Below are 10,690 nucleotides of genomic sequence, written 5' to 3'. Positions count from 1 at the left end.
CGAAGCTCTGGATCACGCCGCTCGCCACGAGCACGACGCGGCGACGAACGCCAACCGCGAGCAGGACCGCACGACCACCGGTGAGCGGCCAGAGGTGCCGGACCGCGCGACTCGCGCGACCGGCGCCGGCGACGGACGCGGCGAGGAGGCGGCGCGGGCGAGGACGTGCCGATGGAGGTGCGCGTCGCCCAGACGCTCGCCGACCTCGCGTCCTCGACGGGGGGCGCGGTGACGGCGTCGGTGCTCAAGCGCACCCTGCTGCGCAAGGACCCGACGTTCAGCGAGGCGGACTACGGCTTCCGCACGTTCGGCGAGTTCCTGCGCTTCCTCGCCGACCGCGGCGTCGTGGAGCTCGCGCAGGGCCCGGCGACGGGCGACCCGGAGGTGTCGCTGCCCGAGCAGGGCGACACCGCGTCGTCGTTCGCGCTGCTGCGCTCGGTGGTCCAGGAGGAGGGCGGGTCCGCGGCCCTGTCCGGGCTGAAGAACGCGATCCGCAAGCGCCGGCCCGACTTCAGCGAGAAGGCGCTCGGCTACCGCGGCTTCCTCCAGTTCTGCAAGGCCGCGCAGGCCGGCGGCGCCGTCGCCCTGGCGTGGGACGACGACGCCGACGACTACCTCGTCACCGTGGCGTGACCCCCGCCGTGCCGTGGGCCCGGCCCTCGGCACGGCGGTCCGGGGTCAGCGCCCGAGGAACCCGAGCAGCGCCTTGTTGACGTCGTCCGCGTGGGTCCACAGCAGGCCGTGCGGGGCGCCCTCGACCTCGACGTACTCCGCGTCGGGGACGAGCGCGCTGAACCGTCGGCCCGTGGCGTCGATGGGCAGGATGTTGTCCTTCGTGCCGTGCAGGATGAGCGTCGGCTTGCCGGCGGCGCGGACGGCCTCGACGTCGGCGCGGAAGTCCTCGATCCACGACGGCACGACGGCGTACGCGGCCACGGGCGCCGACCCGACCGCGGTGCTCCAGCTCGCCCGCACGACCTCCTCGCTGATGTGCGACCCGAGGTTCTCGTCGAGGTTGTAGAAGTCGGAGTAGAACTGCGTGAACCAGGCGTAGCGGTCGGTGCGCGCGGACTCGACGATGCCGTCGAACACGGACTGCGGCACGCCCTCGGGGTTGTCGTCGCGCTGGACGAGGAACGGCTCGAGCGACGCGAGGAACGCGAGCTTCGCGACGCGGTCGTGCCCGTGGTTCTTGACGTACCGGGCGAGCTCGCCGGTGCCCATGGAGAAGCCGACGAGGACGACGTCGCGCAGGTCGAGCGTCTCGAGGACGGTGTCGAGGTCCTTCGCGAACGTGTCGTAGTCGTAGCCCGACCCGACCTTGCTCGACCCGCCGAAGCCGCGGCGGTCGTACGTGATCACGCGGTAGCCGGCGGCGAGCAGCTCGCGCGTCTGGAGCTCCCAGCTGTGGCCGTCGAGCGGGTACCCGTGGATGAGGACGACCGGCTGACCCGCGCCCTGGTCCTCGTAGTACAGCTCGATGTCGGTGGTGTTCTCCTGCCCGACGGTGATGTACCCCATGGCGTGCTCCCTTGTCCGGAAACCGTCGGAGAACGGTCGTTCTCCGTGTGCTCGCTACACTAGAGAACGCTGGTTCTCCGCGCAAGGGGTCCGGCGTGAACGGGAGGTGCACGATGCTCGACGACGCGACCGCGCGCACGGCGGTGACCGCCGCCGCCGACCGGCTCTTCTACGCCCGGGGCGTGCAGTCGGTCGGCATGGACGCCGTCCGCGCCGAGGCGGGGGTGTCGCTCAAGCGGATCTACGCCCTGTACCCGTCCAAGGAGGACCTCGTCGTCGCGGTCCTCGCCGGGCGCACGCAGCAGTGGGCCGACGGGCTGGACCGGTGGGCCGCGGAGGCGGACACGCCCCGCGAGCAGGTGCTCGCCGTCTTCGACTTCCTCGATGCGTGGTTCCGCGAGGACGGCTTCCGCGGGTGCGCGTTCATCAACTCCTTCGGCGAGCTGGGCGCCACGTCCCCGCGCGTCGCCGAGGCCGTGCGCGAGCACAAGGAGTCGTTCCGGCGGTACGTCGAGGAGCTCGTCCAGGAGGCCGGCCTGCCCGACGCCGTGGCCCTCCAGGTGGTGCTCCTCGCCGAGGGCGCGCAGACCACGGCGGCGATCACGCGCGACGCCGACGTGGCCCGCCAGGCCCGGGCCGCGGCCGAGGCGCTGATCGACGCCGCCGTTCCCGCCTGACGCGCACGACCGTTCAAGACCGCTCGTCCGGCGCCGCGGTAGACCGTCCTCGGCGCACCGTGCGCCGGGAGAGGAGCGGCACGCGATGGGTGGACGGTCGGCGACCGGGTTCGTCGGGCTCGGCACGATGGGCGCGCACATGGCGCTGCGCCTGCTCGCGGCGGGCGAGGAGCTCGTCGTCTGGAACCGCACGCCCGGCCGCGCGGACGCCGTCGTCCGGGCGGGGGCGACGCTCGCCGCCGACGTCGACGAGGTCGTCGCGCGTGCCGCGGTCGTCGTGCTGGCGCTCACCGACGAGTCCGCCGTCGACGACGTCCTCGGCCGCGGCACGTCGGCCTTCGCCCGGCGCGTGCGCGGGACGACGCTCGTCCAGGTCGGGACCGTGGCACCCGGCTGGTCGGCGCACCTCGCCGACGACGTGCGCGCCGCCGGCGGGACGCTCGTCGAGGCGCCCGTCTCGGGCTCGCGCGGACCGGCCGAGGCGGGCGAGCTCGTCGTCATGCTCGCGGGCGACGACGACGCCGCGCTCGCCACGGTCGAGCGGTTGATGGACCCGGTCGCCCGCGCCGTCGTGCGCTGCGGGCCCGTGCCGGCCGCGTCGCGCACCAAGATCGCCGTGAACACCTACCTCGTGGGGATGGTGACCGCCCTCGTCGAGGCGTTCCACGTCGCGGAGCGCACCGACGTGGACGCGCGCGTGCTCGAGCGCGTCCTCGACGCCGGACCGATGGCCTCGGCCGTCTCGCGCACGAAGGCCGACAAGCTCGTGCGCGCGGACCACGACGTCCAGGCCGCCGTCGACGACGCGTGGCGCAACGCGCGCCTGGCGCTCGCGACCGCCCACGACGCCGGGGCCGCGACCCCGCTGCTCGCGGCGGTCGAGGAGGTCTACCGCGCGACGTCGGCCGCGGGCCTCGGTGGCGCGGACATGGTCGCGACGCTCGAGGCGTTCCGCAACGCATCGCGCCAGGCGCCGGGCGGCAGGCCGTACGCCGAGCGGAAGGCCCGGGTGAGGTGACTCTGGTCGGCGAACCCCGCGAGCGCCGCCGCGTCGGCGAGGCCCGTGCCCGCGCGCAGGAGCGTGCGCGCACGGTCGAGCCGGCGCTGGGCGCGGAACCGGCTCGGGCTCGTCCCGAACGCCGCGCGGAACTGCCGGGCGAGCGCCCACCGGTCCGTGCCGGCGACGCGTTCGAGGTCGGCGGCGGTGTGCGCCGCGGTGGGGTCGTCGGCGAGCAGGTCGCGCACGCGCGTCACGGCACCGAGGTCGACCCGCGGCGCAGGCCGACGGCCCCGCGGTGCCCGGTCGGCCCGCCGCTCGAGCGTGTCGGCGACCGTCGCGGCGAGCTCGGCCGCGGCGAGGTCGTCGAGCGGCTCGTCGAGGCGGGCGAGGTGCGCGCCGAGGCCCGGCAGCGGCCCGCGCACGACGGGGTCGGCGACGAACGGCAGCGCCCGGCCGCCCAGCGCGGCCTGCACGAGCGCCGGGTCGACGTAGAGGATGCGGTAGCCGAACCCGCCGTCGGTGCCGGGGGCGCCGTCGTGCGCCTCGTCGGGGTGCAGCACGTGCCACTGGCCGGCGAGGCAGTGCCGCTGCTGCCCGCGGTAGCGGAACGTCTGCACGCCGGCCAGCGTCACGCCGACCGCGTACGTGTCGTGGCGGTGCGGCGAGAACGCCTCGCCGCGCAGCGACGCCTGCAGGCGCTCGATCCCGGGGGCGCCGGCACCGAACCGCAGCCGGACGCCCGCCGCTACCGTGTGCACGCGCCCACGCTACAGACGCCGCCCCCCGAGGAGGAGACGTGCAGGACCTGACGACCGACCGCAGCGCCGCCGTGCCGCCGGATGCCGCGCGCTACGTCGAGACGCTGCGCGTGCCCGCGATGAGCGTCGGCACGTACGTGATCCCGGCGGGCGCCCACGACCCGCAGGGCCCGCACCGGGAGGACGAGGTGTACGTCGTGCTCGCCGGGCGCGGCCGGCTGTGGACGCCGACGCGGACCGTCGACGCCGTCGCGGGGTCGGTGCTGTTCGTCCCGGCCGGCGAGGAGCACCGCTTCGTGGACGTCGTGGAGGACCTGACGGTCGTCGTGGTGTTCGCCCCGGCGGAGACGCGGCCCGGTGACGCGTCCTGACCGTGCGCCCTGACCGCGCCGCGCGTCACACGGTCGGCACCACGTCCTCCGGGGGCTCGTCGGCCGCCCCGTCGTCGCGCGCGGGCTCGCTCGGCCGGCCGCGCCCGCCGAGGCGGCTCGCCACCAGGGGGAACGTGACCACCGACAGGACGCCCGCGCCCACGATGGCGGCGCCCACGTCGGACGGCATGGACCCGTCGTCGACGGCGATCTGCGTGAGCGCGACGAGGAGCGGGAGGGTCGTCGTCGAGTACAGCGCGGCCTGCACGCGCTCGGTCCGGGGGAGCTCGCGGCGGAACCACACCAGCACCGGGCCGCCCCGGACGACGAGCATCGCGACGAGGAAGATCAGCGGCAGCAGCGGTTCCGCGACGATCGCGTCCACGTCGAGGCCCATGCCGGAGCTGACGAAGAACACGGGGATGAACACGCCCCACGCGACCGCGTCGAGCTTGCGCTCCAGCGCCTCGACGTCGCCCGGCGCCCAGCGGCGCAGCACCATGCCGCCGACGAACGCGCCGAGGACGGCGTCGAACCCCATGGACTGCGCGACCGCGAGCAGGGTGACGAGCAGGAGGACGGTCAGCCGCAGGGTGCTCTGACCGGTGCCGTGCTCGGACAGCGACATGAGCCGCCCGCCGAAGCCGCGACGGATCGGCTCGGGGACCGTGGCGAGCGCGAGCGCGAGCGCGGCGAAGGCGACGAGCAGCAGCGTCGCGGTGCCGGAGTTCCGCGTCCCGAGGAGCACCGCCATCGCGACGATCGGCCCGAGCTCGCCGAACGCCCCGAGCACGAGCACCGACCGCCCGAGCCGCCCGCCCTGCCGGCCGTCCTCCCGCAGGATCGGCAGGACGATGCCGAGCGCCGTCGTCGTGAGCGCGATCGCGCCCGCGGTGAGCAGCTCGGGCGGCTGGTGGCCCGGCAGGAGCATGAGCGCCGCGCCGCCGAGCAGGAACGACGTCGCCCACGCCCCGCCGGCCCGGCGCCCGACGGGGCGGCGCAGGAGATCGGGCTCGAGCTCGTAGCCGGCGAGGAGGAACAGGAAGCCCATGCCGAGGTCGGCGAGCAGCGTGACCGCGTCGGGGCCGGACGCGTCGAGGACCTGCGGGCCGATGGCCACCCCGCCGAGCAGGAGCAGGACCACCTGCGGCACGCGGGTCCGCACCGGCATCAGCCCGGTGAGCAGGGGAGCGGCGAGGGCCACCACGAACACCGGGACGAGGTCGGCGTACGGGTTCACACGGGCCTCCGATCGGCCGGCGGCGGGACGCGGCGGTGCCGGACCAGCATGCCGCACGGCCCGGCGCACCGCGCGGCGCCGCTCCGCGCGTCGGGCACAATGAGCGGATGACCTACCGGGTGCTGAAGCTCGTCCTGTCGCTGCTGGCGTACGCGCTGCTGCGTCCGCAGGTCACGGGCCGCACCAACGTCCCGCGCAGCGGCCCGGTCATCCTCGCGAGCAACCACCTGTCGTTCATCGACTCGCTCCTCATCCCGATCGTCGCGCCGCGCCACGTCACGTTCCTGGCCAAGGCCGAGTACTTCACCGGGCGCGGGCTCAAGGGCCGGCTGTCGCGGTGGTTCTTCACGAAGATGGGGCACATCCCCGTGCAGCGCGACGATCCCCGTGCCGGGCAGCGCTCGCTCGAGGACGCGCTCTCCGTGCTGACCCACGGCGGCGCGTTCGGCATCTACCCGGAGGGGACGCGCTCGCGCGACGGCAAGCTCCACCCGGGCCGCACGGGCGTCGCGTGGCTGGCCCTCGCCGGGCACGCGCCCGTCGTCCCGGTCGCGGTGCGCGGCACGGACAAGGTCCAGCCCGTCGGGGCGCGCCTGCCGCGCATCCACCGGGTGCAGGTGCACTTCGGCCGGCCGATCGACCCGTCGCGCCAGCTCACGTCCGGTGCGAGGCCCGCCCAGGCGCGTCGCGAGCTCACCGACGAGGTCATGGCGTCGATCCACCGCCTGAGCGGCCAGGAGCTCGCCGCCTGACCGCCCCGCGCCGAGCACGACCCTGGTGTCGTTATCGGCGGGATGACGACGTCAAGGTCGTGCTCGACGGCGACCAGCGGCGTGCTCGACGGCGACCAGCGGCGTGCTCGACGGCGACCAGCGGCGTGCTCGACGGCGAGGGCCCGCCCTCGCGCCCCGGCTCAGCCGCTGATCGCGCTCAGCCCGAACGCGGTCGCGAACCCGAGCACGGTGACGAGACCGGTGACCGGCCCGCCGAACTCCGTCGCCTCCGGGATCATCGTGTCGACGAGCATCGTCAGCAGCGCGCCGGCGGCGAACGCCTGCACGACGGCGACGGTCGCGCCCGACGCCGAGCCCAGTGCGACGTAGCCGACGCCGGCCGCGACGGCCGAGACCGCCGTCGTGCCGCCCCACAGCAGCCACAGGCGACCCCGCGACGTCCCCGCCTGGACGAGGCCCGACGTCGCGGACATCGCCTCCGGCAGGTTCGACAGGAAGATCGCCGCGAGCACCGCGATGCTCACGCCCCCTCCGCCGACCAGCGTCGAGCCGAGCACCACGGACTCGGGGATCCCGTCGAGCACCGTGCCGAGCGCGATCGCGCCGCCCTGGCCCTGCGCCTGGACGCCCGTCGAGCGCTTGCGCCCCTCCCCGCCGAACCGGTCGATGAGCAGGTCGCCGCCGAAGAACGTCAGCGCCCCCGCGGCGGTCCCGGCGAGCAGCACCCAGCCGCTCGCGCGCGTCGACGCGTCCTCGACGAGGTCGTACGCGACCGCGCTGATGAGCACGCCCGCGCCGAAGGCCATGATCAGCCCGATCAGGCGCTTGCCCGGCGGCCGCCACAGCACGAGCCCGGCGCCGATCAGCAGCGACGAGCTCGCGACGAGTCCCCACAAGAAGCCCTGCACGGTCCCAGTGGAGCAGCCCGGGGGCGAGGGCGCATCGCGGGAGCCGGCCCGCCGCGGCGGAGCGCGCCCGCCCCGGCGGTCGCCGCTGCGGGCGGCCCGAGCGGGTGCGACGATCGCCCGATGGACCTCTCCGTGCTGACCCGCCCCACCCGCACGTCCGTCCCGGCGACGATCGCGCGCGTCGCGCTCGGCCTCGCGCTCGTCGGCGCGGGGACGACCCACCTCACGGTCGCGCGCGACGAGTTCCAGGCGCAGGTGCCGAGCTGGTTCCCCGTCGACGAGGACGTCACCGTCCTCGCGTCCGGGGTCGTCGAGATCGTGCTCGGCGGGTCGCTCGTCGTGCTGTCGCGGTGGAAGGTCGCGGTGGGGCTGATCGCCGCCGCGTTCTTCGTCGCGATCTTCCCGGGCAACCTCGCGCAGTGGGCCGAGGCGAAGGACGGGTTCGGCCTCGACACGGACGAGAAGCGGTTCGGGCGCCTGTTCTTCCAGCCGGTGCTCGTCGCGTGGGCGCTGTGGTCGACGGGCGCGTTCGCCGCCCTGCGCAGGGCGCGCCGACGCGACTGACGCCACGGCGACGGGCGCCGCCGCGACCGACGCGCGCCCGCGGTCAGGACCGCGGCTCGACCGGCCCGTCCTGCCCCGCCACGAGGTCGCCGCACGTCGCCTCCTGCGCCGTCGTGACGACCGGGTCGTCCGGCCCCGCGGCGGTGGCGACCGTCTCCTCCTGCCCGTTCGTCGCGGTCCGTGCGTCCGCGTCGAGCTCGACGAACGTCCGGGAGACGGTGAAGGACGTCCCGTCCTCGGTCACCGCGTCCAGCCCCGCGAGGCGCAGCGCGTCCTCGGTCTTCGTGCAGCCCACCCCGGTGCCGAAGCCCGTGAAGCCCTTGTCGAACGTGTAGGGCTCGCCCTGCGCGTTCGCCGTCGGGGCGAGCGCGCAGCCGGCGGCCGAGAGCAGCAGGACCTCGCGGCCCGTGTCGACGAGCGCGATCGGCGCCGTCCCGCTGCCGGCCGCGACGAGGTTCACGACCGCGCTCGCGGGCTGCGGGCTCGCCGACTCCACGGGGGTCGAGAACGTCGCGCCCGAGGCGGTCGTGATGCCGAACGTGCGGTCGGCGCCGCCCGTGAGCCAGGCCGTGTCGGGGCGGCCGTCACCGTCGACGTCGACGACCTCGTGCGTGTCCGCGCCGTCCGGGGGGCCGTCACCGGTGGCCGGGCAGCCCTCGGCGGCGGGGGACGTCGTCGGCTCGCTCGTGGTGTCGTCCGGTTCCTCGTCGTCCGGGTCCTCGGTCGGCGACGGGGAGGTCTCGCCGGTCTCCGTCGGGCTCGGCGACGGCGAGGCGTCCGGCGCGTCGTCGGCCGGGCGCGTGACGAGCCAGACCACGAGCGCGACGACCAGCAGCGCCACGACCGTCAGCACGATCCACGGCCACGTGCGGCGCGACCCGTCGGTGGGCGTGGGCCCGTCGCCGTCGGGTCCGGGGGTCGGAGGAGCGCCGCTCGTCGTCGTCATCGCCTCAGGCAATCATCTCGACGACGGGACGGCACCTCGGGCTGCGGGTCCTACCGCGGCGGGGTGACCTGTCCGGCGAGCTCGGCGAGCGCGTCGAGGCGGGCGGACCAGAAGGCCTTGAGCGCCTCGACGTCGTCGGCCGACGCCAGCCCGCCGTGCTGCGCGCTCACGCGGACCTTGCCGGCGGGCGTGCCGTCGGGCGTCCGCGGCTGGTACAGGGTCACCGTGACGCGCCCCGGCCGGCTCGCGGGCGCCCCGACGGCGCCGGCGGGCCAGGCGAGCCGGACGGACGACGGCGGGGTGGCGCCGAGGACCTCGAGCGTCTCCCCGGCGCCGACGTCGGCGAGCGCCGGGCCGAGCCACCGCGCCCGGGAGTCGTCGTCGGCGACGAGCGCGTACACCTCGGGCAGCGTCCCGGCGACGGACCGGCTGGGGCTCACCTCGTACGTCCCGTCCGAGCGCTGGCCGGGGGCACGCATCCCGCGCTCCTGCTCGTACGCGACCGTCAGGGACTGCGCCCACCAGCCGTCGACCCCTGCTCGCGCACGAGCCACGCGGCGATGTCCTTGTGGGTCCACGTCGTCGCGTCCTGGGCGTCGAGCAGCGCGAACCACGTCGCCCGCGGCTGCCCGGTGGCGGCCGCGACGGCGTCGTCCCCGAGGGCCTCGGAGCTGCGTCGGACGGGTCCGGTGCTCATGCGCCCAGCGTCCCACCCCTGCACCGCCGACGCATCGGTGGACGGCGCGGGGCTCAGGTGCGGTAGGCGGCGAGCGCGTCGGCGAGGGACCGGGCGAGCGCGGCGCCGTCGGGCCCCTGCGCGGTGGGGACGGGCGCCTCGCGGTGCACACGGTCCGCGTCCTCGGCCGGGGCGGGCACCGGCGACCCGTGCGACAGCACCTGCTGCGCCGGGGTGAGCTGGCGGATCGCGACCGCCGCCACGTGGTCGGGGTGGCGGCGCGCGGCACGCGAGTAGATCTCGGGGTCGTGCTGGCCGTCGTCGCCGACGAGCAGCCAGTCGACGTCGGGCAGCTCGCGGACGAGCCGGTCGATCGACGTGTTCTTGTGCTCCTGGCCGCTGCGGAACCATCCGGTGTTGGTCGGCCCCCAGTCGGTGAGCAGGAGCGGGCCCGGCGGGTAGCCGTGGCGCTGGAGGAACCGGCGCAGGTTCGCCGCGGTGTTCCACGCGCCCGTCGACACGTAGACGAAGGGCGTGCCGGGCGTCGCGGCCGCGATGCCTGGTACAGCACGGCCATCCCCGGCACGGGCACGCGCGCGCTCGAGTGGCGCACGAACGTGTTCCACGCGGCGAGCAGCGGACGCGGCACGGCCGTCACCATCGCGGTGTCGTCGATGTCGGAGACCACGCCGAGGCGGCGCCCGTCGCCCACGACGAGCACGCGCCCGACGGCGACGTCGCCCGAGGCGGGGCGGAACGTCACGTCGTGCCAGCCGGGTGGCAGCGCGACGTCCACGCCCACGTCCACGTAGCCGCCGCGGTCGGAGACGACGTCGAGCGTCACGTCGCCCACGTGCACGCGGACCTCCTCGCGCGGCGCGGGCGCGGTGAAGAAGTAGCGCCACCCCCGCCGGTCGGCCGTGGTCGCCGGGTCGTACGCCGGGTTCGCGAGCAGGACGCGGCCGAGCACGCGGACGCGGCTCTGGCTGCCGTACCCCGTGAACGGCTCGACGCGCGGCCGCCACCCCCGTGCCTTCTGGAACCGCGAGACGACGGCGCGCCACCGGTTCTCGAGCCGGGCGGCCCGGTGCGGGCGCTGGGACGCGGACGGCTCCGTCGTGACGGTCGGCGCGGGCTCGGTCGGCGTGGTCGTGGTCGCGGTCATCGGCGCGGGGTCTCCGGTCGGGGGCGGGGCCGTCCACCCTGTCACAGGCCCCCGGAGCCGCGCGGTCCGGGACCGGCGGCCGGGACGGGGACGGGCGGGGTCGGGACGGGCGGGGTCGGGGACGGGCGGG

The 10,690-nt window shown here is 75.8% G+C and carries 12 protein-coding genes and 2 pseudogenes; 6 read left to right on the top strand and 8 right to left on the bottom strand.

All coding sequences use genetic code 11. The features are described 5' to 3' along the window. Positions 1-171: 171 nt before the first annotated feature. On the top strand, positions 172-633 hold the full coding sequence (locus BJF88_RS15255) for an OST-HTH/LOTUS domain-containing protein (RefSeq protein WP_255372084.1): 462 nt from the start codon (positions 172-174) through the stop codon (positions 631-633). Between the two features lie 45 nt (positions 634-678). On the opposite strand, the gene BJF88_RS15250 is transcribed toward BJF88_RS15255, so the two are convergent. Then, positions 679-1,521 carry an alpha/beta fold hydrolase gene (locus tag BJF88_RS15250; RefSeq protein WP_075829436.1) on the bottom strand — a complete coding sequence of 281 codons (843 nt, stop codon included), beginning with the start codon at positions 1,519-1,521 and terminating at the stop codon, positions 679-681. A gap of 113 nt (positions 1,522-1,634) precedes the next feature. Here BJF88_RS15250 and BJF88_RS15245 point away from each other — a divergent pair, with 113 nt between their 5' ends. Both BJF88_RS15245 and BJF88_RS22490 read left to right on the top strand, forming a co-directional pair. Further along, positions 1,635-2,198, top strand: a complete 564-nt coding sequence (locus BJF88_RS15245; protein ID WP_075829435.1) for a TetR/AcrR family transcriptional regulator — start codon at positions 1,635-1,637, stop codon at positions 2,196-2,198. A gap of 85 nt (positions 2,199-2,283) precedes the next feature. Then, positions 2,284-3,216 carry an NAD(P)-dependent oxidoreductase gene (locus BJF88_RS22490; RefSeq protein WP_075829434.1) on the top strand — a complete coding sequence of 311 codons (933 nt, stop codon included), beginning with the start codon at positions 2,284-2,286 and terminating at the stop codon, positions 3,214-3,216. Between the two features lie 2 nt (positions 3,217-3,218). Here the strand turns inward: BJF88_RS22490 and BJF88_RS15235 are convergent. Continuing rightward, positions 3,219-3,956 (bottom strand): annotated as a pseudogene (locus BJF88_RS15235) (AraC family ligand binding domain-containing protein); the annotation flags it as partial. 38 nt (positions 3,957-3,994) lie between these two features. On the opposite strand from BJF88_RS15235, the gene BJF88_RS15230 reads away from it, so the two are divergent. Further along, positions 3,995-4,327, top strand: coding sequence for a cupin domain-containing protein (locus BJF88_RS15230; protein ID WP_075829432.1), 333 nt, complete (start codon positions 3,995-3,997; stop codon positions 4,325-4,327). Positions 4,328-4,352: 25 nt separating this feature from the next. Here the strand turns inward: BJF88_RS15230 and BJF88_RS15225 are convergent, their stop codons facing one another. After that, entirely contained in the window at positions 4,353-5,567 is a 1,215-nt protein-coding gene (locus tag BJF88_RS15225; protein ID WP_075829431.1) for a cation:proton antiporter, read from the bottom strand. 107 nt (positions 5,568-5,674) lie between these two features. Here BJF88_RS15225 and BJF88_RS15220 point away from each other — a divergent pair, with 107 nt between their 5' ends. Beyond that, the gene (locus tag BJF88_RS15220; RefSeq protein WP_075829430.1) at positions 5,675-6,319 is read left to right on the top strand and encodes a 1-acyl-sn-glycerol-3-phosphate acyltransferase; all 645 of its coding nucleotides are present in this window, start codon (positions 5,675-5,677) and stop codon (positions 6,317-6,319) included. Between the two features lie 161 nt (positions 6,320-6,480). Here BJF88_RS15220 and BJF88_RS15215 read toward each other — a convergent pair whose 3' ends face one another. Then, positions 6,481-7,197 carry a ZIP family metal transporter gene (locus BJF88_RS15215; RefSeq protein ID WP_255372083.1) on the bottom strand — a complete coding sequence of 239 codons (717 nt, stop codon included), beginning with the start codon at positions 7,195-7,197 and terminating at the stop codon, positions 6,481-6,483. A gap of 132 nt (positions 7,198-7,329) precedes the next feature. Here BJF88_RS15215 and BJF88_RS15210 point away from each other — a divergent pair, with 132 nt between their 5' ends. Continuing rightward, positions 7,330-7,773, top strand: coding sequence for a hypothetical protein (locus tag BJF88_RS15210; protein ID WP_075829428.1), 444 nt, complete (start codon positions 7,330-7,332; stop codon positions 7,771-7,773). A 43-nt stretch (positions 7,774-7,816) separates the two neighbouring features. Here the strand turns inward: BJF88_RS15210 and BJF88_RS15205 are convergent, their stop codons facing one another. The 4 genes and pseudogenes from BJF88_RS15205 to BJF88_RS22485 form a co-directional block, all read right to left on the bottom strand. Next, on the bottom strand, positions 7,817-8,719 hold the full coding sequence (locus BJF88_RS15205) for a hypothetical protein (protein WP_075829427.1): 903 nt from the start codon (positions 8,717-8,719) through the stop codon (positions 7,817-7,819). A gap of 50 nt (positions 8,720-8,769) precedes the next feature. Continuing rightward, positions 8,770-9,273 carry a hypothetical protein gene (locus BJF88_RS15200; RefSeq protein WP_075829426.1) on the bottom strand — a complete coding sequence of 168 codons (504 nt, stop codon included), beginning with the start codon at positions 9,271-9,273 and terminating at the stop codon, positions 8,770-8,772. Then, positions 9,225-9,416 carry a hypothetical protein gene (locus tag BJF88_RS15195; RefSeq protein WP_075829425.1) on the bottom strand — a complete coding sequence of 64 codons (192 nt, stop codon included), beginning with the start codon at positions 9,414-9,416 and terminating at the stop codon, positions 9,225-9,227. The genes BJF88_RS15200 and BJF88_RS15195 overlap by 49 nt, the downstream gene beginning before the upstream one ends. Positions 9,417-9,469: 53 nt before the next feature. After that, a pseudogene (locus BJF88_RS22485) lies at positions 9,470-10,056 on the bottom strand (phosphatase domain-containing protein). Between the last annotated feature and the right edge of the window lie 634 nt (positions 10,057-10,690).

This window comes from Cellulosimicrobium sp. CUA-896 (assembly GCF_001942335.1).
Taxonomy (GTDB): Bacteria; Actinomycetota; Actinomycetes; order Actinomycetales; family Cellulomonadaceae; genus Cellulosimicrobium.
The sequence above is the reverse complement of the archived record's forward strand: the minus strand, read 5'-3'. Positions and strand labels throughout refer to the sequence as shown.